This window comes from Fuscibacter oryzae, from assembly GCF_016765795.1.
Classification (GTDB): Bacteria; Pseudomonadota; Alphaproteobacteria; order Rhodobacterales; family Rhodobacteraceae; genus Fuscibacter; species Fuscibacter oryzae.
The window spans coordinates 151,755-173,412 of the sequence record NZ_JAESVP010000005.1 but is presented as its reverse complement, the minus strand read 5'-3'; the positions used below and the strand labels follow the sequence as shown (position 1 = coordinate 173,412).

At 64.3% G+C, this 21,658-nt stretch carries 20 protein-coding genes; 13 read left to right on the top strand and 7 right to left on the bottom strand.

Features of this window, described 5'->3' with window-relative positions; all coding sequences use genetic code 11:
* The first annotated feature begins 93 nt into the window (after nt 1-93).
* From JI744_RS11295 to glmM, 8 genes are all read left to right on the top strand, one after another.
* The gene (locus JI744_RS11295) at nt 94-1,020 is read left to right on the top strand and encodes a glycine--tRNA ligase subunit alpha (RefSeq protein WP_202660876.1); all 927 of its coding nucleotides are present in this window, start codon (nt 94-96) and stop codon (nt 1,018-1,020) included.
* Nucleotides 1,017-1,505, top strand: a complete 489-nt coding sequence (locus JI744_RS11290) for a DUF6446 family protein (protein ID WP_236019397.1) — start codon at nt 1,017-1,019, stop codon at nt 1,503-1,505. The genes JI744_RS11295 and JI744_RS11290 overlap by 4 nt, the downstream gene beginning before the upstream one ends.
* 1 nt (nt 1,506) lies before the next feature.
* Nucleotides 1,507-3,837, top strand: coding sequence for a glycine--tRNA ligase subunit beta (gene glyS / locus JI744_RS11285; RefSeq protein ID WP_202660874.1), 2,331 nt, complete (start codon nt 1,507-1,509; stop codon nt 3,835-3,837).
* Nucleotides 3,838-3,996: 159 nt separating this feature from the next.
* Nucleotides 3,997-6,561: a putative PEP-binding protein gene (locus tag JI744_RS11280; RefSeq protein ID WP_202660872.1), complete on the top strand. Its 2,565-nt coding sequence runs from the start codon at nt 3,997-3,999 to the stop codon at nt 6,559-6,561.
* Between the two features lie 185 nt (nt 6,562-6,746).
* The gene (locus JI744_RS11275) at nt 6,747-7,433 is read left to right on the top strand and encodes a cell wall hydrolase (RefSeq protein ID WP_202660870.1); all 687 of its coding nucleotides are present in this window, start codon (nt 6,747-6,749) and stop codon (nt 7,431-7,433) included.
* Nucleotides 7,434-7,559: 126 nt separating this feature from the next.
* On the top strand, nt 7,560-8,468 hold the full coding sequence (locus tag JI744_RS11270) for a dihydroneopterin aldolase (protein WP_202660868.1): 909 nt from the start codon (nt 7,560-7,562) through the stop codon (nt 8,466-8,468).
* A gap of 111 nt (nt 8,469-8,579) precedes the next feature.
* The gene (gene folP / locus JI744_RS11265) at nt 8,580-9,608 is read left to right on the top strand and encodes a dihydropteroate synthase (protein ID WP_236019395.1); all 1,029 of its coding nucleotides are present in this window, start codon (nt 8,580-8,582) and stop codon (nt 9,606-9,608) included.
* Complete coding sequence (glmM, locus tag JI744_RS11260) at nt 9,605-10,948, top strand: phosphoglucosamine mutase (protein ID WP_202660866.1); 1,344 nt, start codon at nt 9,605-9,607, stop codon at nt 10,946-10,948. The genes folP and glmM overlap by 4 nt, the downstream gene beginning before the upstream one ends.
* 90 nt (nt 10,949-11,038) lie before the next feature.
* Here glmM and JI744_RS11255 read toward each other — a convergent pair whose 3' ends face one another.
* Both JI744_RS11255 and ilvC read right to left on the bottom strand, forming a co-directional pair.
* Nucleotides 11,039-11,431, bottom strand: coding sequence for a GFA family protein (locus tag JI744_RS11255; protein ID WP_202660865.1), 393 nt, complete (start codon nt 11,429-11,431; stop codon nt 11,039-11,041).
* Nucleotides 11,432-11,573: 142 nt separating this feature from the next.
* Nucleotides 11,574-12,596 (bottom strand): ketol-acid reductoisomerase, encoded by a 1,023-nt coding sequence (ilvC, locus tag JI744_RS11250; protein ID WP_202660863.1) that lies wholly within the window; start codon nt 12,594-12,596, stop codon nt 11,574-11,576.
* A gap of 128 nt (nt 12,597-12,724) precedes the next feature.
* On the opposite strand from ilvC, the gene JI744_RS11245 reads away from it, so the two are divergent.
* The 3 genes from JI744_RS11245 to JI744_RS11235 all read left to right on the top strand — a co-directional run bounded on the left by JI744_RS11245 (nt 12,725) and on the right by JI744_RS11235 (nt 14,873).
* Nucleotides 12,725-13,183 (top strand): Lrp/AsnC family transcriptional regulator, encoded by a 459-nt coding sequence (locus JI744_RS11245; protein ID WP_202660861.1) that lies wholly within the window; start codon nt 12,725-12,727, stop codon nt 13,181-13,183.
* On the top strand, nt 13,180-13,638 hold the full coding sequence (locus tag JI744_RS11240; RefSeq protein ID WP_202660859.1) for an Lrp/AsnC family transcriptional regulator: 459 nt from the start codon (nt 13,180-13,182) through the stop codon (nt 13,636-13,638). The genes JI744_RS11245 and JI744_RS11240 overlap by 4 nt, the downstream gene beginning before the upstream one ends.
* Before the next feature lie 110 nt (nt 13,639-13,748).
* Nucleotides 13,749-14,873 carry an aminotransferase class V-fold PLP-dependent enzyme gene (locus tag JI744_RS11235; protein ID WP_202660857.1) on the top strand — a complete coding sequence of 375 codons (1,125 nt, stop codon included), beginning with the start codon at nt 13,749-13,751 and terminating at the stop codon, nt 14,871-14,873.
* A 46-nt stretch (nt 14,874-14,919) separates the two neighbouring features.
* Here the strand turns inward: JI744_RS11235 and JI744_RS11230 are convergent, their stop codons facing one another.
* From JI744_RS11230 to JI744_RS11220, 3 genes are all read right to left on the bottom strand, one after another.
* Nucleotides 14,920-16,119 carry a UbiH/UbiF family hydroxylase gene (locus JI744_RS11230; RefSeq protein ID WP_202660849.1) on the bottom strand — a complete coding sequence of 400 codons (1,200 nt, stop codon included), beginning with the start codon at nt 16,117-16,119 and terminating at the stop codon, nt 14,920-14,922.
* 88 nt (nt 16,120-16,207) lie between these two features.
* On the bottom strand, nt 16,208-16,441 hold the full coding sequence (locus JI744_RS11225; protein WP_202660847.1) for a hypothetical protein: 234 nt from the start codon (nt 16,439-16,441) through the stop codon (nt 16,208-16,210).
* Between the two features lie 74 nt (nt 16,442-16,515).
* Entirely contained in the window at nt 16,516-17,160 is a 645-nt protein-coding gene (locus JI744_RS11220; RefSeq protein ID WP_202660845.1) for a pyrimidine 5'-nucleotidase, read from the bottom strand.
* A gap of 93 nt (nt 17,161-17,253) precedes the next feature.
* Between JI744_RS11220 and JI744_RS11215 the strand changes: the two genes are divergently transcribed.
* On the top strand, nt 17,254-17,889 hold the full coding sequence (locus tag JI744_RS11215; RefSeq protein WP_202660843.1) for a GntR family transcriptional regulator: 636 nt from the start codon (nt 17,254-17,256) through the stop codon (nt 17,887-17,889).
* A 13-nt stretch (nt 17,890-17,902) separates the two neighbouring features.
* Here JI744_RS11215 and JI744_RS11210 read toward each other — a convergent pair whose 3' ends face one another.
* Complete coding sequence (locus JI744_RS11210) at nt 17,903-19,786, bottom strand: glycosyltransferase (RefSeq protein ID WP_202660823.1); 1,884 nt, start codon at nt 19,784-19,786, stop codon at nt 17,903-17,905.
* Nucleotides 19,787-19,860: 74 nt separating this feature from the next.
* Complete coding sequence (gene carA / locus JI744_RS11205) at nt 19,861-21,021, bottom strand: glutamine-hydrolyzing carbamoyl-phosphate synthase small subunit (RefSeq protein WP_202660814.1); 1,161 nt, start codon at nt 21,019-21,021, stop codon at nt 19,861-19,863.
* 177 nt (nt 21,022-21,198) lie between these two features.
* Between carA and JI744_RS11200 the strand changes: the two genes are divergently transcribed.
* Nucleotides 21,199-21,654: a GatB/YqeY domain-containing protein gene (locus JI744_RS11200; protein ID WP_202660804.1), complete on the top strand. Its 456-nt coding sequence runs from the start codon at nt 21,199-21,201 to the stop codon at nt 21,652-21,654.
* The last annotated feature ends 4 nt before the right edge of the window (nt 21,655-21,658 follow it).

Sequence of the window (21,658 nt, the reverse complement as noted above, 5' to 3'; positions counted from 1 at the left end):
CTGCCCCAAATTCGGTGGCCCCTGCGAAACAAGCCCCGCATTGACCCTTTACCGCCTCTTGCCTATGGAGGGGCAGCATTTCAAGAGGCAGTCATGGCCGAAACCCGCAAAGCGCCCCGCTCGTTTCAGGAAATCATCCTGCGGCTTCAGAATTACTGGGCCACAAAGGGCTGCGCGGTCTTGCAGCCCTATGACATGGAAGTGGGCGCAGGCACCTTTCACCCGGCCACAACCCTGCGTTCCTTGGGCACAAAACCCTGGGCGGCGGCCTATGTGCAACCCTCGCGCCGCCCGACCGACGGGCGCTATGGCGAGAACCCCAACCGCCTGCAGCACTATTATCAATATCAGGTGATCATCAAACCCTCGCCGCCGGATTTGCAGGCCCTCTATCTGGGATCGCTGGCTGAAATCGGCCTCGACCCCGCGCTGCATGACATCCGCTTTGTCGAGGATGACTGGGAATCGCCCACCCTCGGCGCCTGGGGTCTGGGGTGGGAGGTCTGGTGCGACGGGATGGAAGTGTCGCAGTTCACCTATTTCCAGCAGGTCGGCGGGCATGATTGCCGTCCAGTTTCGGGAGAGCTGACCTATGGGCTGGAGCGTCTGGCGATGTATGTGCTGGGCGTCGATCACGTCATGGACATGCCGTTCAACGACCCTGACAGCCCCATCGCCCTGACCTATGGCGACATCTTCCGCCAGACCGAGGAAGAATACAGCCGCCACAACTTTGACGGGGCTACCACCGAGATGCTGTTTCAGCATTTCAAGGATGCCGAGGCGGAATGCCAGCGACTGCTCGACTTCCCGGCGGATGATCCGAAAACCGGCAAGCGCATCATCATGGCCCACCCGGCCTATGACCAGACGATCAAGGCCAGCCATCTGTTCAACCTGCTTGACGCGCGGGGGGTGATCTCGGTCACCGAACGGCAGGCCTATATCGGCAGGGTACGCGCCCTGGCCAAGAAATGCGCCGATGCCTTCCGGCAGACCGAAGCCGGAATGGACGCATGAACGGGCGCATGACTTGGGGCAAATTCCTTGCGGGGGGTATAGTTGTGATCGCTTTGCTGGCTGGTGCCGCCATGTATTGGTTGCAGGAATACGCTTATTACACCGAAGCCAGCTTCAAGCCCGGCGCGGAAATCATGCTGACCACGATCGAGGGCCAGCAACCCGAGCCGATCATCGCCGACCATGTGACCGGGATCGACGCCGACAGCTCGCCCCTGCGGTTCCGCGCCTGTTTCCACACCTCGATGGATCAGGCGATGCTGACCGAAACCTATGTGGCCTACCCCAAGGCGGTGCCGCTGAACGGCCCCACATGGTTCAGTTGCTTCAACGCGACCGAGATTGGCGAGGCGCTGGAAAAAGGTCAGGCGCTGGCCTTCCTGTCGCAATCGAACATCGCCCCCGAAATTGACCGCGTCGTCGCGGTTTTCCCTGATGGCCGGGCCTTTGCCTGGCATCAGATTTCGCCCGACGCAGGTGAGTGACATGGCCGACCTTCTGATCGAACTCTTCTCGGAAGAAATCCCCGCCCGGATGCAAGGAAAGGCCCGCGACGATCTGCGGTCGCTGGTGACGAACGGTCTGGTAGAGGCCGGGCTGACCTATGCCAGCGCGGGCGCGTTTTCCACGCCGCGCCGTCTGACGCTGGCGATTGAGGGGCTGACGGCGGAATCAAAACCCGTTCGCGAAGAGCGTAAAGGCCCCAACACCACCGCCCCCGCCGCCGCAATCGAGGGCTTTTTGCGCTCGACCGGCCTCACGCTAGACCAGTTGGAACGCCGCGCCGACAAGAAGGGCGAGGTGTTCTTCGCCGTCCTCGAAAAGCCCGGTCGCGCCGCCCCCGCGATCATCGCCGAGGTGCTGGACACCACGATCCGCACCTTCCCCTGGCCCAAATCGATGCGCTGGGGCAACGGCACCCTGCGCTGGGTGCGCCCGCTGCATTCCATCATCTGCCTCTTGTCCGATGAAACGGGTGCCCATGTCGTTCCGCTGACGGTCGAAGGCATCACCGCCAGCAACACCACCGAAGGCCACCGCTTTCTGTCCAAGGGCCGCTTCCCGGTCAGTTCCTTTGACGACTACGCCCTGAAACTGAAACGCGCCCATGTCGTGCTGGACAGTGCCGAGCGGGAGGCCGCAATTTGGCAGGGCGCGCAAAACCTCGCCTTCGCCGCCGGGTTGGAACTGGTTGAGGACAAGGGCCTGCTGACCGAAGTGGCGGGCCTTGTCGAATGGCCGGTGCCGCTGCTGGGCCGGATCGCCGACGCCTTCCTGCACCTGCCGCCCGAGGTTCTGCAAACCTCGATGAAGGAGCATCAAAAGTTCTTCTCGGTCAAAAACCCCAAGACGGGCCGGATTGAGGGCTTTGTGACCGTGGCCAATACCGAAACCACCGACCATGGCGCGACGATCCTGAAAGGCAACCAGAAGGTGCTGACCGCCCGCCTGTCGGACGCCCGCTTCTTTTGGGAAAACGACCTGCGGGTGGCCAAGGCCGGCATGGGCGAATGGCTGGATGGCCTGAAATTGGTGACCTTCCACAACAAGCTCGGCAGTCAGGCCGACCGCATCGCCCGGATCGCGGCGCTGGCCCGCGAAATCGCGCCGCTGGTCGGGGCTGACGCGGATCAGGCCGAAAAGGCCGCCCGCATCGCCAAGGCCGACCTGCGCTCTGCCATGGTGGGGGAATTCCCCGAACTGCAAGGCACCATGGGCCGCTATTACGCGCTGGAATCCGGCGAGCCTGACGCCATCGCCAACGCCGCCCGCGACCACTATTCCCCCCTGGGCCCCAGCGACGCCGTGCCAACCGAGCCGGTCTCGGTCGCCGTCGCGCTGGCCGACAAGATCGACACGCTGACCGGGTTCTGGGCGATTGATGAGAAGCCCACGGGGAGCAAGGATCCGTTTGCGCTACGCCGGGCCGCGCTGGGGGTTTTCCGGCTGGTGCTGGGGAATGGGGTGCGGACGGGGCTGCTTGATCTTGCGGCAAGCTCCTACATCGGGCTCTTGTTCAGCTTTAGCCAAAAAATGCTCCTCGGCTATGTGGGAGATGAATTTGAGAATGGCGATGTGATTGTTAGAAGGACTGCTCACGAAAAGTATTCGGACGAAGGCATTGTAAGTACATCGTTTAACGCTGGCGAATTGCGGGCGATAGCAGACAGCGTGGATATATTCCGTGCCGTTTCTAGCTCTGTCAGTGTTTCAGGAACGGATAGCACAGCGCAAACTTCGATCTATACTTCATACGATGAGCAGCCGCTTCCAAGGACAGTAGGACTGTCGAAGGACCTCCTCACCTTCTTCCACGACCGCCTGAAAGTCTTCCTCAAAGACCAAGGCATCCGCCACGACATCATCGACGCCTGCCTGGCCATGCCGGGCAATGACGACCTCACCCTCCTCGTCAAACGGGCCGAGGCGCTGGCGGCCTTCCTGAAAACCGAAGACGGCCCCAACCTGCTGCAAGGCTTCAAGCGGGCCAATACCATCTTGTCTCAGGCCGAGGCAAAGGATGGCGTCGAATACTCCTTTGGCGCGGACCCGAAATTCGCCGAAACCGACGAAGAACGCGCCCTCTTCACCGCCCTCGACACGGCCGAGGCCACCATCACCCCCGCCATGTCGCGCGAGGATTTCCCCGCGGCCATGGCCGCGATGGCCGCCCTGCGCGCGCCGATCGACGGCTTCTTTACATCCGTACAAGTCAACGCCGACAACCCGATCACCCGCCGCAACCGCCTGAACCTGCTGCACCGCATCCGCGCGATCTGCTCTGGCGTGGCCGACCTGACCAAGGTGGAAGGCTAACCCCCCCTTCCTCTTGGCAAAAATACTCCGGGGGTCCGGGGGCAGCGCCCCCGGCGTTCTCCAATTGCTCCCCGTGGTCGCGGGGGGCGGCGCCCCCGGCCTTTCCCCTTGCACCACGCGGGGGCAGGTATATCCTGCCGCCAACAAAAAGGTGCTGCGGTGCAGAAAATCTCTCCCATTCCCGAGTTCACGGTTGTTTCGCCCACGGCAGAGATCCGTCCGGCGCTGCATGGCTGGCGGGCGAAATGCCTGCAACGGCTGGTCCGGCTGGAGATGCCGGTGCCGACCACCGTGGCCCTGCCCGCGCAAACCGTGCGCACCATCGCCGCAGGCCACCCGTTCGACAGCCGCGCCATTCTGGCCCATTTCGGCGAGGCGCCGCTGATCTCGATCCGGCCCAGCCCGGAAAACCCCGATTGGGGCGGGCCGGGCACCATCCTGAATGTCGGCATGAACGCCGCCCGCCACGCCGCCCTTGCCGCCCGTCACGGGCAAGAGGCGGCCGACACCATCTATATGCGCTTTGTGCAATCTTACTCGACCCATGTGGCGCGACTTGACCCCGATATGTTCGAAATCGGCAAGCCCTCGGCTGCCGCGCTGAAGGAAGCGCTGCGGCAATACGAACGCGAGATGGAGGAGCCGTTCCCCGAAGACCCCGCGCGCCAATTGTCAGAGGTGCTGCGATCAATGGCCCGCGCGTGGGAGGGCACCTCGGCCCGCCTGTTGCGCCAAGCCAAGGGTGCTCCCGCCGAGGCGGCGCTGGGCCTTGTGGTTCAGGCCATGGCGCAGGGCATCGGGCAGGGCATTTCGGGCGCGGGCGTCATCCAGTTTGTTGATGGCGTCACCGGCTTGCCGCAAGTCACCGGGCGCTATCTGGGCCAAAGTCAGGGCCGTGCCGCACTGACCGAAGCGCAGTCGCTGTACCTCACCCGCGATCCGCGCGGCCCCTCGCTGGAGGATCTTGCGCCAGAGGTCTTTGCCGCATTGGTCCGGCACGGGGCCGATTGCCGCGTGCGCCTGCGCGAAGAAATGCAGATCGAATTCACCATCGAAGACGGCCATTTGGCTGTGATCGATGCGATTAGGGTGCAACGCTCGTCCCGCGCGGGGTTGCGCATTGCGGTGGCATTGGCCGAGGATGGGGTGATCAGCCAGAATGAGGCGGTGCTGCGGGTCGAGCCGCGCGCCCTGTCGGAACTGTTGCACAAGCAGGTTGATCCGCGCGGCACGCGCGACGTGTTTGGTCAGGGCATCGCGGCCAGCCCCGGCGCGGCCGTGGGCAAGATCGTCTTCACCTCTGATGCAGCACAGGCCAGTGCCGCGCGGGGTGAGCCTTGCATTCTGGTGCGGCGCGAAACTGCGCCCGAGGATATTCGCGGCATGCACTCTGCCGCCGCTGTTCTGACCGAACGGGGCGGTGTGACCAGCCATGCGGCGGTAATTGCGCGGGGCCTTGGGGTGCCGTGCGTCGTCGGGGCCTCTGGTCTGCGATTGGACCTGAAAGACCGCAAGCTGACGGCGGCAGATGGCCGGGTGTTCCGCGAGGGCGACACCATCACCCTGGATGGCACGAAGGGAGAGGTGCTCGCGGGCGAGGCGATGCTGCTGCCGCCCGCACTGGACGACAGTTTCCGCAAGCTTCTGGGGTGGGCCGATCAGGTGCGCGACATCGGCATCCGCGCCAACGCCGACACCCCCGCCGACGCCGCCACCGCCCGCCAGTTTCTGGCCGAAGGGATCGGGCTGTGCCGGACCGAGCATATGTTCTTTGACGAAGACCGCCTTGTGGTGATGCGCGAGATGATCTTTGCCGACACCTCGAAAGACCGCGCGGCGGCGCTGGCGCGGTTGTTGCCGATGCAGCGCGCCGATTTTGTACAGTTGTTTCAGATCATGGCCGGCCTGCCGGTCTGCATCCGCCTGTTCGATCCGCCGCTTCATGAATTCCTGCCGCATGACCGCGAGGGGATGCGCGAATTGGCCGAGGCGCTGGACAAACCCCTGTCCGACGTGATCCGCCGGGCCGAGGCGCTGACCGAGTTCAACCCGATGCTGGGGATGCGCGGGGTGCGGCTGGGCGTGGTCTTGCCGGAAATCTATGCCATGCAGGCGCAGGCGATCTTTGAAGCGACGGTCGAGGTCGCCCGGATGGGCGCGCCGGTGGTGCCGGAAATCATGATCCCGCTGGTAAGCGCCCGGCGCGAGGTGGAACTGGTCAAGACCCATGTCGATGCCGTGGCCGCCGGGGTGCGGGTGAAGTCGGGCGTGAACTTCGATTACAAGCTGGGTGTCATGGTGGAAACGCCGCGCGCCGCCTTGCGTGCGGGCGAGATTGCCCAGCACGCGGCTTTTCTGTCGTTCGGCACCAATGACCTAACGCAGATGACCTATGGCCTGTCGCGTGACGATGCCGGACGGTTCATGGGCACCTATGTGAGCCAGGGCGTTTTCCCAGAAGACCCGTTCCATATTCTGGATGTCGACGGGGTCGGAGAGCTTTTGCACATCGGTGCAGAACGCGGGCGGGCGACGCGCGGCGACCTGACATTGTCCATCTGTGGTGAACACGGCGGTAACCCGGAATCCATCGCCTTCTGCCGCAGTCAGCGATTCGATTACGTCTCTTGCAGCCCGTTCCGGGTGCCTTTGGCCCGGCTGGCGGCAGCGCACTTGGCTTTGGCCGATCAGGTGCCTGAGTGGAAAATTGCAACAAAATCTTGATCTTGGTTCTATTTCCTAAAGTGATACATCAAGATTTTCGGCGGATATCCGCCGAGGATTGCGGCAATTTCGTGGCATTTTGGCCGCAGCGGTAGACAGCGCCACATCTGACCCTTTAACCCCGGCCCCCGTCGCGCGGCGTTCTGTCCGCGAGGCCAATGGAAACGGAACCGGGACAACGAGACATGCGCTTGCAAACGATTTGGGCCTTCGCGCTGATGGCGCTGACGGGCCTGACGGGAGCGGCCTTCGCCGACGTGACGGTGAGCCAATCCAACGATCCGACGATCGAGATCGGCCAGCAATTCGCCGCCCTGATGGGGGCAGAGCATCAGACTGTCGCGGCTTTGCCTGCCGCCAAACTGAACGCTTTGGCAACCGGCCCGCTTGTAGCAAAACCCAAGGCTGACACCAAGGCCAAGCCGGGCGATCCGGTGCTGATCGGCTATTCCGCCGACTGGTTGATGGGCCTGCCAGAGCCGCAGGGCGACGCGCAGTGGGATTGCTTGCGCAAGGCGATCTATTTCGAGGCGCGGGGCGAAAGCATTCGCGGCCAGTTCGCCGTGGCCGAAGTGATCCTGAACCGGGTCGATGCCCCGGCCTTTCCGAAAAGCGTTTGTGGCGTTGTGGCCCAGCGTGGCGGTGGTGGCTGCGCCTTCAGCTATGTCTGCGACGGGATCAGCGATGCAATGCGAGAGCCCATGCCGATCGAGCTGGCGGGCCGCATCGCGCGGGTGATGCTGGATGGTGCGCCGCGTGGGTTGACCATGGGGGCCACGCATTTTCACACCCGTGGCGTAATGCCCGGCTGGTCGCGCCAGTTCCCGCAGACGACGCTGATCGGATCGCACATCTTTTACAAGATGCGCTGAGATCAGCGAAGACCTCTGGTCGCGGGGCTTGATCAGGATGCCGCCTTCGGGCAAGGCAGGTGCGCGCACGGGGCCTATCAGTACGGGGCCAATCTGTGGCGCGACCTATCGGCCCCGGAGGGCCCTATGACCAGCGACATCCGCCTTGCCTTTGCCCATCCCGAGGAACGCAGCCAGGCCTCTGCCGGGGCCGACCCGCGCGACCGGATTTCCCTGCGCGACCATCTGGTCGAGGCTGATATCGGGGCCTTTCAGAAAGAGCGTGGCCACACCCAACGCCTGCTGTTCAACGTGGTGGTCGAGGTGCGGCCGGCGCCGCAACCCCTGAATGACGATGTCGACCGTATCCTGTCTTATGACCGGATCACCGAGGCGATTGCCGACGAGCTGGCGGCGGAACGGCTGAACCTGCTGGAAACCTTGGCCGAGCGGGTGGCAGAGCGCATTCTGGCCGAGCCGCAGGCGATGCGCGTCTTCGTGCGGATCGAAAAGCTGGATGTCGGCCCCTACAAGCTGGGCGTCGAGATCGTGCGCAGCCGGGCCGAGGCGGCGGTGAAGGTGGTGGGCCATGACGGAGCCGAAGCTGCCGTGCATCCGTTGGTGGTGTTTCTGGACAATGCCGCAATCGTCTCGCCCGATCTGGGCAAGCGGCTGGATGCGTTGCAGGCGCGCGGCCTGCCGGTCATTTTGACTGTGGGCCTGCCCGATCTGCCGCGCCCGGAAACCGGCCACCGCCCGACCCAGCGCCGCGTGGACATGCTTGCGATTGAACAGAACGCCTGGACCCTGGCCGCGCGCGACCCGCGCTGCGTGGTGATGGCGACACGGACCGAGATCGACTGGGCGGTCAAGCGGGGGCAGATGATGGTCTGGGCGCCGTCGAAGATGGTGCTGGATGCGGTCGATGGCCCCCATGCCCGTGATGCCGTGGCGCTGGCGCTGTGGCTGGCCGAGGTGATGGCGGCTGAGCGGCTGATTGTTCACGGCCCTGTTGCATTGCCGGCAGGAAGCCGCGTGCCGGTGGAGCGGGCCTGAGCCTTTGCCCTTGCCCGTGGGGGAGTGCGCGCATACTCCCATTCGTGGAATTTGCGGACAGGCCGGGGGGCTTTGCGCCCCCCGGACCCCCCGCAGGATATTTATGAACAGATGATGGGGTTGAGCTTGGGCCAGTATCTGCGACCGATAGCGATGACCGATCCGGCCCGGCCCGTGGGGGCCGCGCAACTGGCGGGTGGCTGGTGCTGGTTCGATCGGATTGAGGTGCTGGAGCGCGGGCAGCCGCCGCGGATCGTGGTGGCGTCGGATCTGTCGGCAGAGCAACTGGCCCCGCTGACCGCGGCGCGGTCCGATTTCGGGGGATTGTCCATGGACGTTCCGCGGATCATGGGCATTCTGAACGTGACACCCGACAGCTTTTCGGATGGCGGGCAGTTTTTGCGCCCCGAGGCGGCGGTGATGCAGGCGCGCCAGATGGCGGCGGGGGCGGATATTGTCGACATTGGCGGAGAAAGCACCCGGCCCGGCGCGGTTGAGGTTGCGGTGGCTGAAGAGGTTGCCCGCACCGCCCCGGTGATTGCCGCGCTGCGCGAGGGCGGGCTGGGGCTGCCGATCTCGATCGATACGCGCAAGGCGGCGGTGGCGCAGGCGGCCTTTGGCGCCGGGGCGAGCATTCTGAACGATGTGACGGCCTTGCAGTTTGATCCTGCCATGGGCCGGATGGCGGCGGAACTGGGTGCGCCGGTGATCCTGATGCACTCGATCGCCACGCCCGAGACGATGCAGGATGACCCCTATTACGATGACGTGCTGCTGGATGTGTATGACGCGTTGGCCGCTCGCGTGGCCGAGGCCGAGGCGGCGGGCATTGCGCGCGACAGGATCGCGGTGGACCCCGGCATCGGCTTTGGCAAGACCTTGGCCCATAACCTTGCGCTGCTGAACCGCCTGAGCCTGTTTCACGGGCTGGGCGTGCCGGTTCTTCTGGGGGCAAGCCGCAAGCGGTTTATCGGCACCATCGGGGCCGAGGCTGAGGCGGCGCGGCGGATGCCGGGTTCTCTGGCGGTGGCGCTGGCGGGCGTGGCACAGGGGGTGCAGATGATCCGGGTGCATGATGTGGCCGAGACGCGGCAGGCTTTGTCACTGTGGCGGGCCGTAACCGAAGGAGGCGCGCGATGAGCCGCAAGCTGTTTGGCACCGATGGCGTGCGGGGCCGGGCCAACACCCATCCGATGACCGCCGAACTGGCGATGAAGCTGGGAGCCGCCGTTGGCCGCTATTTCCGCCGCGACGGGGGTGGAACGCATCGGGTGGTGATCGGCAAGGATACGCGGCTGTCCGGTTACATGCTGGAAAACGCGCTGACGGCGGGGTTGACCAGCACGGGGATGAATGTGCTGCTGCTGGGCCCTGTGCCGACGCCGGCGGTGGGGTTTCTGACGCGCAGCATGCGGGCCGATCTGGGGGTGATGATTTCGGCCAGCCACAACCCGCATCAGGACAACGGGATCAAGTTCTTCGGCCCCGACGGCTTCAAGCTGTCGGATGAGGCCGAGATGGAGATTGAGGCGATGCTGGAGGGCGAAATTCCCCTTGCCCCCGCCGAACAGATTGGTCGCGCCAAGCGGATCGACGATGCCGTTGGCCGCTATCAGGAATTCGTCAAGACCACCTTTCCCGGCGGGCTGCGGCTGGACGGGCTGAAGGTGGTGATCGATTGCGCCAATGGTGCCGCCTACAAGGCCGCGCCGCAGGTGTTGTGGGAACTGGGGGCCGAGGTGATCCCGGTCGGGGTTTCGCCCAATGGAACCAATATCAACGACCGCTGCGGCTCGACCCATCCCGAAACCGCCGCCGAGGCGGTGGTGACCCATGGCGCGCATGTCGGCATCAGTCTGGATGGTGACGCCGACCGGGTGGCCATTCTGGATGAAACCGGCCGGGTGGCCGATGGCGACCAGATCATGGCGCTGCTGGCGGGCCGCTGGGCCGAAGAGGGGCGGCTGAACGGTGGCACCCTTGTGGCCACCGTGATGTCGAACCTGGGGTTGGAGCGGTTCTTGCAATCGCGCGGTCTCCGCTTGCAGCGGACCGGGGTAGGCGACCGCTATGTGGTTGAGGCGATGCGTAAAAACGGCTGGAACCTGGGGGGCGAGCAGTCGGGCCACATCGTGATGACCGATTATGCCACCACCGGCGACGGGCTGCTGGCGGGTCTGCATTTCCTGGCCGAAATGGCGCGCACCGGGCAGGCGGCCAGCACGCTGGTGCGCCAGTTTGAAACCGTGCCGCAGATGCTGAAGAACGTGCGCTTTGCCGCAGGTGCCAAGCCGCTGGACGCCGCCAGCGTTCAGGCCACGATTGCCGCGAACGAGGCGCGTATTCAGGGCAAGGGTCGCATCCTGATCCGTAAATCGGGCACCGAGCCTTTGATCCGCGTGATGGCGGAGTGCGAGGATGAGGGCCTGCTGGTTCAGGTGGTGGACGAGATCGTGGCGGCGGTTCAGGCGGCTGTCTGACCTGCCATTTGCACCTTTCCAAATACTCTGCGGGGGGTGCAAACCCCCCGCTCTTTGGCGCAAGGTGGCGACTGCAGCGTCGCCTTGCGGTTAGTCTTCCTGGCGACCGGGGCTTGTCCGGTTGCGCGTGTACGGACGCAGGCCCGCAAAGGGGGGCAACCAGCCTTCGCGCCGGATGGTCCACAGCTCGTAGGTCGGCTTGAACTGGTCGGGGGCGTCGAACGCACCAAGGTTGACGCCAATCTCATCGTCGAAAACACCAAAGACAGGCGAGCCGCAGCGCGGGCAGAAATGCCGCCCGTCATAGGCCTGGGTTGTGCCGCTGACCGCTACCGCAGCAGCCGGGAAGATGGCAGAGCCATGAAACAGCGCTCCATGGTTCTTGCGGCAATCCAGACAGTGGCACAGGCCAACACGATAAGGCGGACCCGTGACGACAAGGCGAATATCGCCACACAGGCAGCCGGCTGTGTGTTTGGTCATGCGGGCCTCCGCGACGAAGAACACAGCCTGATGATAGCAGGGCATCCGCCTGCTTGTCAGGAGGGCATGAAAAAGGCCGAGGGTTTCCCCCCGGCCTTTGATCTTGCGCAGGGGCGCGTGCCTTGCGCGCGCCGCCCGTTGCTCAGTTGCGGGCCTTATCGACCATCTTGCCCTTGGAAATCCATGGCATCATGTCGCGCAGTTTTTTGCCGACCAGTTCGATCTGATGTTCGTCGTTCGACCGGCGCGAGGCCTTGATCGTCGGCTGGCCAACGGCGTTTTCCAGCATGAAATCCCGCACGAACTTGCCGGACTGGATGTCGGACAGAACCGCCTTCATCCGGGCCTTGGTCTCGTCATAGGGCAGGATGCGCGGGCCGGAAACATACTGGCCGTATTCTGCGGTGTTCGAGATCGAGTAATCCATGTTGGCGATGCCGCCTTCATAGATCAGGTCGACGATCAGTTTCACTTCGTGCAGGCATTCGAAATAGGCCATTTCCGGCTCATACCCGGCCTCGACCAGGGTTTCAAAGCCCATGCGGATCAGCTCGACCAGACCACCGCACAGAACGGCCTGCTCGCCGAACAGGTCGGTTTCGCATTCCTGACGGAAGTTGGTTTCGATGATGCCCGAACGACCGCCACCGATGCCCGAGCAATAGGACAGGCCGATTTCCATCGCCTTGCCGGTCGCATCCTGATGAACGGCCACCAGGCAGGGCACGCCGCCGCCTTTGGTGTATTCGCCGCGCACGGTGTGGCCGGGGCCCTTCGGCGCCATCATGATGACATCGACGCCCTTTTTCGGCTCGATCAGGCCGAAATGCACGTTCAGGCCGTGGGCGAAGGCAATTGCGGCACCTTCACGCAGGTTGTCATGGACGTATTTCTTGTAGGTGTCGGCCTGAAGTTCGTCGGGCATGGTGAACATGATCAGGTCGGCCCAGGCGGCAGCCTCGGCGATGCCCATGACCTTCAGGCCCTCGCCTTCGGCCTTTTTCGCGGAAGGCGAGCCTTCGCGCAGCGCGACGACAAGGTTCTTCGCGCCCGAATCGCGCAGGTTCAGCGCATGGGCGTGGCCTTGGCTGCCATAGCCGAGGATGGCGACCTTTTTGTCCTTGATCAGGTTCACATCGCAATCGCGATCATAATAGACGCGCATGGCGGTCTCCTTTTTGCATATGATGGCGGCAGAATAGGGATTTTGGCGCGGTGACCCGTGCATTGTTTGACGAAATGTCGCTGATGTGAGAGCTATCATGCGTATAATCCGCAGTATGTGAATTTTTAATGCAACCCGACGACACCGACCGCCGCATCCTGCGCCACTGGCTGGCAGAGCCGGACCTGCCGCGCGCCGATCTGGCAAGCCGTGCGGGCGTGACCACCGCAACCCTGTGGCGGCGGTTGGAGCGGTTGCGCGAAGGTGGGGTGATCCGGGCGGAACGCGCGGTGATCGACTGGCGTAGGCTGGGGTATGAGGTCGAGGTGTCCTTGCGCTTTACGCTGGACAAGACCAACCCGCGCGCCTTTGATGAATTTCTGGATCAGGCGCGCGAGGTGCCCGAGGTGGTGGGGATCGAGACCTTCCTTGGCCGGGTCGATGTGCGGCTGAACGTGATCGCCCGCGACATGGCGCATTGGCAGGAAATCTACCGCGCCCGCATTCTGACGCTGCCGCATATCTCGGACATCGAGGCGCTGATGCTGGTGTCCACCATCAAGGAAACCGAGGCGCTTCCGCTGTGATCGACCTTGATGACACCGACCGCGCGATGCTGCGGGCGCTCGCGCTGGATGGCACGCTGTCGGCGGGGGAACTGGGCCGCCGCTTTGGCCTGTCGCAACCCGCAGCATGGCGCAGGGTGCGGCGGCTTGAGGAGGCGGGGGTGTTTGCGGGCCGCCGCCCCGATGTGGACCGCGCCGCCTTGGGCTTTGGCGTGACGGTGTTTCTGGGGGTGAAGCTGGCGACCAAGGGCAGGGTTTCACTGGAGGATTTTGAACGCGCGGTGACGGCCATTCCCGAGGTGCAGGTGGTGCAGCAGGTGATCGGCTTGTTCGACTACCGCCTGCGCGTGGTCGCCCGCGACATTGCGGATTTTGAGCGGGTGCTGCGGCGGCGGGTAATGACGCTGCCCGGCGTGGGGAACGTGGAAGCCAATGTGCTGCTGACCGAAGAACGCAGGCCGGGGCCCCTTGGCTAAGGCCGGGGGCGCTTCGCCCCCCGGACCCCCCGAGGATATTTGCAGAAGGGGAATGGCTGGTGGGCTGGCGCGCAGGGCGCTAGGCTGGTGCTGAGCAACGGAGGCCCGCGATGAAACTGCCGCATGATCATATCGACCCCGAGGGGCTGGAAGAGTTTTCGGTGGTCTTCACCGACCGCAGCCTGAACCATATGTCGGCGCGGTTTCAGGGCGTGATGCGCGATGTCTCGGCGCTGCTGAAAGAGGTTTATGGCGGCACGGCCACGGCGCTGGTGCCCGGTGGCGGCACCTATGCGATGGAGGCCTGCGCGCGCCAGTTCGGGCAGGGGCGGGTGCTGATCATCCGGAACGGCTGGTTCAGCTATCGCTGGACGCAGATTTTCGAGGCGACGGGCGTGGCGCAGGAAACCCATGTCGTGATGGCGCGGCGGCCCGGCAATGCGGCGGGCGCGCCCTTTGCGCCGCCGCCGGTTGAAGAAGTGGTGGCCAAGATCCGCGAGGTGAAGCCCGAGGCGGTGTTTGCGCCGCATGTGGAAACCTCCTCCGGGATCATCCTGCCGGATGACTATATCGCGCAGGTCGCGGCGGCGGCGCAGGAGGTGGGCGCGGTCTTTGTGCTGGACTGCATCGCTTCGGGCTGCATCTGGGTGGATATGGCCGCACTGGGCGTGGATGTGCTGATTTCGGCCCCGCAAAAGGGGTGGTCGGCGTCCCCCTCTGCCGGGATCGTCGTGCTGGGGCCGCGGGGCGAGGAGCGGCTGGCGGCGACGAAATCATCCAGTTTTGCGCTGGATCTGTCGAAGTGGCGGGCGATCATGGCGGCCTATGAGGGCGGCGGGCATGCCTATCACGCCACGATGCCGACCGATGCGATTCTGGGCCTGCGCGATGCGATGCTGGAAACCAAGGCCATGGGCTTTGCCGCCGCCAAGGATGCGCAGTGGGCGCTGGGCCGCGCGGTGCGGGCCTTGCTGGAGGGGCGCGGTGTGACCTCGGTCGCGGCCCCCGGTTTTCAGGCACCGGGGGTGGTGGTCAGTTATACCGACGACGCCGAGGTGCAGAGCGGCGCGAAGTTCCGCGCGCTGGGAATGCAGATTGCGGCGGGCGTGCCGTTGCAGGTGGGTGAGGGCGAGGGGTTCCGCACCTTCCGTCTGGGGCTGTTCGGGCTGGACAAGCTGGCGGATGTGGAAGCCACGGTGGCGCGGTTGCGGCGCGGAGTAGAGGCGGTTTTGTAACCCCTACACAGTCCTCCCCCTGTCAGGGGGAGGGAGGCGCGGTTGGTCAGCGGGTGCCAAGCCCTGCACGCATCAGGGTTTTTCTGACTGGGGACAGCGAGTAGAACGCGTTGAGCGCGCCCGCCCGCAGGTCGCGCAGCGGCTGGGCTGACAGCATTGAGGTGCGGTTCAGCAGGTCGATTCCGGTTACGCGGGCCATCACCTCCAGATGCCGGGCGCGGTGGTAGGCATCGAGCATCTTGGTGTCGCCCAAGTTTTCGGGGTGCGCAGTGGCAAGGGCCAGAAGGGCCTTGAGGTCGGCAAGGCTCATGTTCAGCCCCTGCGCGCCTATGGGTGGCACGACATGCGCGGCCTCGGCGATCAGGGCGATGCGCTGGGCCGACATGCGGGTGGCATATTGGCTGATGATCGGCCAGACAGAGCGGCGCGAAACCAGTGTCAGCGGCCCAAGGATACCGCAGGAGCGGTTGTTCATCTCGGCCTCGAATTCGGCGACGGGCAGGGCAGACAGGCGTTCAACCTCTGGCCCGCGTTCCATCCAGACCACGGCAGAGGAGGGCAGGCCGTCGCGGTCGGGCAGGGGGACAAGGGTGAAGGGGCCGCCGGAGCGGTGAATCTCGGTCGAGATATTGCCATGGGGAACGGGATGGGTGGTGGCAAAGGCCAGCGCTTTTTGCCCGTAGCGGATGGTTTTGACCGGAATGCCTGCCGCTTGCCGCACGGTGGAGTTGCGGCCATCGGCGGCCACGATCAGGCGGGCCGACACCTGGCTGCCGTCGGACAGGGTGGCCAACGCCTCGGTTTGGCGGGTGATGACGCGGGCAGTCGCCACCCCGGGCAGGAAGGTGACATTCGGCAATTCGGCCAACCGCGCCACCATTTCGCGGCGCAAAAGCCAGTTGGGCAGGTTCCAGCCAAAAGGGCGGTCCGAAATATCGGCGGCGTCGAAATCTTTCGTCAGGCGCGGCTCTGACACCGGGCCACCGGCATCGATGATGCGCATGATCTGCAAGGGGGCCGCATTGGGTTCCAGTCGCGCCCAGAGGCCCGCCTCCTCCAGCACGGGGATCGAGGGGTGCAGGAAGGCGGTGGTGCGCAGGTCGGCCCCATCGGCATCGCGGTCGGTCACAGGGGGAGCAGGGTCGGTGCAGATCACGCTGAACCCCGCAGCCCCAAAGGCTGCCGCCGCCGTCAGGCCGGCGACGCCGCCACCAGAGACCAGAATATCGGTTTGGGTCCGTTGCATGACAGCCTCCATATTGCCGCTAAACTAGGGCTTTGGTGGCAGAAAGCGAAGGGACAAAGCAGCGCAGGGTGGCCGTTAAGGCCAGGGCTTAGGGCCAGGTAACCGCGATGAAAAAGGCGAACATACAAGGCACCAGCGCCAGCGCGGTCATGGTCAGCGCGACGATGCCCCAGATTTTCACCGCCAGAACCAGCACAGTCAGTGCGATGACGAGGAGGTAGAAGATCAGGTTGATGTCCTGATTGACGGCGCGTGCAACCGGGCCGACGAGGGGAAGGCGGGAAAGAAGGCCGGGGGCGGGGAGGGATTCGGAAACTGACATCTGGGACTCCTGTTCACAGGCCACAGATGCGCCCGGCGCCGACCGTCTGCTATGGGACGGGCTGTCGCAGGCGGCTAGATAAGCTGCGACAAAAAGGCCGCGAGGTCATCGGTATGGTGATGGATGTGGTCCGCCACCAGCGGCTGTGGCGCAACGTAAACGGTGCGCATGCCCATGGCATGGGGGGCGGCAAGATTGCGCGGGTCATCCTCGAACATCGCGGCGCGGGTGGGGTTCACGCCGTCGATGGCAAAGATCGTCTCGAACGCCTCACGCTCGGGCTTGGGGAGAAAGCCCGCATGTTCAACGCCGTAGACCGCATCGAACAGACCCGAAAGCCCCCGAGCCTCCAGCACACGACGGGCATAGGGTTCGCAGGCGTTGGTATAGACGATGCGACGACCGGGCAGGGCAGCAATACCTGCGGCAAGATCGGGGTCGCGCGGCAGGGCGGAAAAATCTATGTCGTGGACTTCGTTCAGGTAAGGGCCGGGGTCGATGGCATGTTCGCGCATCAGGCCCGCAAGGGTGGTGCCATAGTGGGTCCAGTAATGCTGGCGCAGGCGGTCTGCCTCTGCTCGGTCAACGCCAAGGGCTTGCATCACCCAGCCCGTCATCTTCACCTCGATCTGGTCGAACAGGCGATAGCGCGGCGGATAAAGCGTGTTATCCAGATCAAAGACCCAAGTGGTGACGTGGTTGAAGGCGACTTTGACCATGGCTTTCCCTAGCTTTTCGCAAGCCCGCGCGCAATCGCGCCATTGCATGGGGGCGAAAAGCGGCTAGTCTCGCCGCCCCAAGGAGGACCACCCGTGCAGAAAGACGCCTATAGCCTGATTCTGGAAGCGATCGAACGCGGCGATTACAAGCCCGGCGACCGGTTGGTGGAATCGGAAATGGCCGAACGGCTGGGCGTGTCGCGCACCCCTGTGCGCGAGGCGTTGCAGCGGCTGGAAACCCAAGGGATGCTGACGCGTGACGGGCGCAGCCTGATCGTCGCATCGCTGGACCATAACCAACTGGCCGAGCTTTATACCGTGCGGACCGAGCTGGAGGGGCTGGCGGCCCGTCTGGCGGCGCGGCACGCGACGGATGAGGAAGTGCGCGTCCTGCAAGGCATGGTGGCCGAGGACCGCAAGCTGATCGGCGGCGACCCACGGGCGCTGAGCCGGGCGAACAAGCGGTTTCACCGGCTGATCCACCTGGCCAGCCACAATCGGTTCCTTGTCCAGCAGCTTGACCTTGTGCATCGGTCGATGGCGCTGATGGCCTCGACCACCTTTGCTGCCGAGGGGCGGGATGAGGTGGCGCTGGATGAACATGAGCAGATCGTGCGGGCGATTGCGGCGCATGATGGCGATGCGGCCTATCATGCGCTGAAATCTCATATTTCCAAGGCATTTGAAACGCGGCTGCGGGTCGATGCCGGGGAATTGCGCACGCGCTAGGCGGGCTCTACGGTCAAGGGCTGTCATCCGACAGGCCATGGCGCGTCTTGTCCCACCAGAAGGGGCGCAAGATCATCTCATAGGCGGCCTTCCATGCGGCCAGCGTGGCCAGTGCGTTGTAGGGGGCCATGGTCAACAGCCACAGCGGGTTGATCTTTTGTCGCGCCAGCAGCAACCCTGCCATCCCGAATGCCATGCCAAGTAGTTCCGAAATTACAAAAGCCGCGCCCAGCAACCGGAACACCTGCGGCCCCATGGCCAGCGCCAAGGGGTGGGGAATGCCGAAAAAGCTGACCCAGAATGACCAGAGCAACGGCGCCAGAAGCGCGTGGCACACCGAACCGAAGACCAGAAGTTGCACGCCAAGAAATCGTTTTGGCCCAAGCTCTTGCCATAGGCGGAGTGGGTTTCGCATATGGGTCAGCCAGGTCATCATAAAGCCCTTGATCCAGCGTGATCGCTGTTTGACCCATGCGCGCGCGTGGCAGTTTGCCTCTTCATAGGTCGTGGTCTGCACGACCTCGGTGCGCCAGCCCCGGCGGGCGATGCGGATGCCAAGATCGCAATCCTCGGTAACGTTATGGGCATCCCAGCGGCCCAGTTCCTCTAGCGCCGCGCGGCGGAAGAACAGCGTGGTGCCGCCCAATGGAACCACAAGGCCCAGTCGAGCGATGCCGGGCAGCAGCAGCCGGAACCAGGCGGCATATTCGATGGTGAAACACCGCGACAGCCAGTTCTGGTTGGGGTTGTAGTAATCCAGAATGCCCTGAAGGCAGACCACATCAGACCCGCGCGCATGAAAGTGCGCGACCATACGGCGGATCTGGTCGGGGGCGGGGGCATCCTCGGCGTCATAGATGCCGACAAAGCTGCCACGACAATGATCCAGCGCGTAGTTCAGCGCGCGGGGCTTGGTGCGCACGGTTCCCGCAGGCACCCGGATGACGCGAATCCACAATGGCAGTTCGGTGCGGGCAAGGGCGGCGCGGGTCGCGTGATCGTCGTCTTCGACGGCAAGGATCACATCAAGCAGGTCTGGCGGATAATCCAGCGCCTTCAAACGCTTGATCAGCCGTGACGCAATGTCGTTCTCGCCATAAAGCGCCAAGATGACAGAGACGACGGGCAGGCGGGCAATGGTAATCTGCGGCAGGTCGGGTTCTGGTTTGCGCAAGGCCAGCCAGGCTGCCAGACGCAGGCCCATAAAGCCCGCCATGGCGGTGATCGCCAACAGCGTGAACACCGCCAGCAGCCAGACCGGGTGCCACAGCAGCACCGGCATCAGCGCCAGCCCCCCAAGGCCAAGTCGGCGCGCCATGCGGGCGGGATCATAGCTGCGGCAACTGAGTGCGGCCGGAACCGCTGTTTCTGCCGCCCGGATCAGCGCCGCACCGCGCTGGCGCAAAACGGCCGCGCGCAGCTCATCATCGGGGCAAAACGCGGGCAAGACAGGGCCGAACAGGGCGGTCAGCCGAGGGCGCAGGCGGGCAAAAGCCTCGGCAGAGGGGGTGGCGATGATGGTAAGGCCAGCCACCCTGCGCCAGGGCATCAGGCCTTCGGTCAGGCATGCGGTCGCGCCAAAGGTATCGATCAGCGCCGGGTCGGGCGGGCCATGCGCGGGCGTCAGCGCCCCCAGCCCCTGACGCCCGGCAAGATCGCGCAGCATCCGCGCATCGCTTGGCGTGTCGGCCCTTGTCCGCTCGGTCAGCGACTGCGAGATGGCCAGATCGCCCCGCGCGCCCCGCCGCAGGGCGGACAGCACCGCGTGGGCCGGCACCTGCCGGTTGCGCAGCAAGTCCACCGTTGCCACAGTCAAGCCAGCAGGCAGCTCCGCCGAATGGTCGGGCTGGTCAGACTTGGGCGATTTGCCAGGCAGGTGCAGCGGTATGACGGTCATTTCCCCTCCGTCCAGTTCGCTCACCTTCGGGGCGAACTGGTTAAGAAGGGGTTAACCCTAATCTGAGTCTAGCCTCAGGCGGCGCGGCGGGCTTTCATCGCTTCGGCAAAGCGTTCGAAGAGGTAAAAACTGTCTTGCGGGCCGGGGCTGGCCTCTGGGTGGTATTGCACCGAGAAGATCGGCTTGCCATCCACCGCGATGCCGCAGTTCGACCCGTCAAACAGCGAAACGTGGGTTTCGGAAACGCCATTGGGCAGGGTCTGGCTGTCCACCGTAAAGCCGTGGTTCATCGAGGTAATCTCGACCTTGCCAGTGGTCAGATCCTTGACCGGATGGTTCGCGCCATGATGGCCGTGGTTCATCTTGACCGTCGTGGCACCCAGCGCCAGCGCCAGCATCTGATGACCAAGGCAGATGCCGAACAGCGGCAGGTCCGCCCCCAGAACCCCCTGAATCATCGGCACGGCATAGCTGCCGGTGGCCGCCGGATCGCCGGGGCCATTCGACAGGAAGACCCCTTCGGGATTGTGTGCCAGCACCTCTTCCGCCGTGGCAGAGGCGGGCAGCACCACAACCTCGCAGCCGACCGACGCAAGGCAGCGCAGGATGTTGCGCTTGGCACCGTAATCGATGGCGACAACCTTGAACCCCGGCCCTTCGCGACGGGTATACCCCTCGGGCCAGGCCCAACGCTGTTCATCCCAGGAATAGCTTTGGGCGCAGGTCACATCCTTGGCCAGATCAAGGCCGACCAGCCCCTTCCACGCGCGGGCCTTGGCCACTAATGCGCCGATGTCGAACTTGCCATTCGGATCATGGGCCAGCGCCACATGCGGTGCGCCTTGCTGGCGGATCGCACGGGTCAGGCGGCGGGTGTCGATGCCACCGATTCCGATGCGGCCAATCTTGGTCAGCCAATCGGTCAATTCGCCAGTGGCGCGCCAGTTTGACGGCTCTGTCGGGTCCCACTTCACCACCATGCCGGCGGCGGCGGGGGTGGCCGTCTCGTCATCCTCGGCCGTGACGCCGGTATTGCCGACATGGGGGAAGGTGAATGTTACGACCTGACCGGCATAGGACGGGTCGGTCATGATTTCCTGATAGCCCGTCATCGCGGTGTTGAACACCAGCTCGGCCACCGTTTCGCCCACTGCGCCAAAGCCGTGGCCGTAAAACAGGGTGCCATCTGCAAGGGCAAGACAGGCGGTTGGCATCTTCTGGTCAGGGGTGGGCATGGGCGACTCCGAAGCTGCGGGCAAATTGGCGGGAAACTACGGGTTGGGGGCGGCAGGGTCAAGGCTTTGAGGGAAAAGGAAATTTGTTTTATATCAACGGGTTATGATATGGGCGGTTGGTTGCTCTGACGGGCGTGTCGGGGTAAGGTGTCGGGGCTGACAATCTGGGGGAACACTATGTCGCTGCGCGAACGTCTGCAAACGGCGCTGAAAGAGGCTATGAAGGCCAAACAGGCTGATCGCCTGTCGGCCCTGCGGCTGATCAATGCCGCCATCAAGGACCGCGAAATCGCCGCGCGCGGCGAGGGGATGGCAGAGGTGTCGGACTCCGATCTGCTGGCGGTGCTGGGCAAGATGGTCAAGCAACGCCAGGAATCGGCGCGCATCTATGAAGAGGGCGGGCGACTGGAACTGGCGGCCAAAGAGGTGGCTGAGGTCAAGGTGATCGAGGAGTTCCTGCCGCGCCAGTTGTCGGGTGCAGAAGTGGCCAGCGTGATCGAGGCCGCCGTGGCCGAAGCCGGGGCCACCAGCATCCGCGACATGGGCAAGGTGATGGCGGTGTTGAAAGCGAAATACACCGGCCAGATGGATTTTGCCGCCGCGGGTGCCGCGATCAAGGCGCGGCTGGGCTGAGGTT

Excerpts from the sequence above, each read along its gene's own strand:
- JI744_RS11295 (WP_202660876.1), top strand. The coding sequence starts at position 94 with ATGGCCGAAACCCGCAAAGCGCCCCGCTCGTTTCAGGAAATCATCCTG.
- JI744_RS11290 (WP_236019397.1), top strand. The coding sequence starts at position 1,017 with ATGAACGGGCGCATGACTTGGGGCAAATTCCTTGCGGGGGGTATAGTT.
- glyS (WP_202660874.1), top strand. The coding sequence starts at position 1,507 with ATGGCCGACCTTCTGATCGAACTCTTCTCGGAAGAAATCCCCGCCCGG.
- JI744_RS11275 (WP_202660870.1), top strand. The coding sequence starts at position 6,747 with ATGCGCTTGCAAACGATTTGGGCCTTCGCGCTGATGGCGCTGACGGGC.
- JI744_RS11270 (WP_202660868.1), top strand. The coding sequence starts at position 7,560 with ATGACCAGCGACATCCGCCTTGCCTTTGCCCATCCCGAGGAACGCAGC.
- folP (WP_236019395.1), top strand. The coding sequence starts at position 8,580 with ATGATGGGGTTGAGCTTGGGCCAGTATCTGCGACCGATAGCGATGACC.
- glmM (WP_202660866.1), top strand. The coding sequence starts at position 9,605 with ATGAGCCGCAAGCTGTTTGGCACCGATGGCGTGCGGGGCCGGGCCAAC.
- JI744_RS11255 (WP_202660865.1), bottom strand. The coding sequence starts at position 11,431 with ATGACCAAACACACAGCCGGCTGCCTGTGTGGCGATATTCGCCTTGTC.
- ilvC (WP_202660863.1), bottom strand. The coding sequence starts at position 12,596 with ATGCGCGTCTATTATGATCGCGATTGCGATGTGAACCTGATCAAGGAC.
- JI744_RS11245 (WP_202660861.1), top strand. The coding sequence starts at position 12,725 with ATGCAACCCGACGACACCGACCGCCGCATCCTGCGCCACTGGCTGGCA.
- JI744_RS11235 (WP_202660857.1), top strand. The coding sequence starts at position 13,749 with ATGAAACTGCCGCATGATCATATCGACCCCGAGGGGCTGGAAGAGTTT.
- JI744_RS11230 (WP_202660849.1), bottom strand. The coding sequence starts at position 16,119 with ATGCAACGGACCCAAACCGATATTCTGGTCTCTGGTGGCGGCGTCGCC.
- JI744_RS11225 (WP_202660847.1), bottom strand. The coding sequence starts at position 16,441 with ATGTCAGTTTCCGAATCCCTCCCCGCCCCCGGCCTTCTTTCCCGCCTT.
- JI744_RS11220 (WP_202660845.1), bottom strand. The coding sequence starts at position 17,160 with ATGGTCAAAGTCGCCTTCAACCACGTCACCACTTGGGTCTTTGATCTG.
- JI744_RS11210 (WP_202660823.1), bottom strand. The coding sequence starts at position 19,786 with ATGACCGTCATACCGCTGCACCTGCCTGGCAAATCGCCCAAGTCTGAC.
- carA (WP_202660814.1), bottom strand. The coding sequence starts at position 21,021 with ATGCCCACCCCTGACCAGAAGATGCCAACCGCCTGTCTTGCCCTTGCA.
- JI744_RS11200 (WP_202660804.1), top strand. The coding sequence starts at position 21,199 with ATGTCGCTGCGCGAACGTCTGCAAACGGCGCTGAAAGAGGCTATGAAG.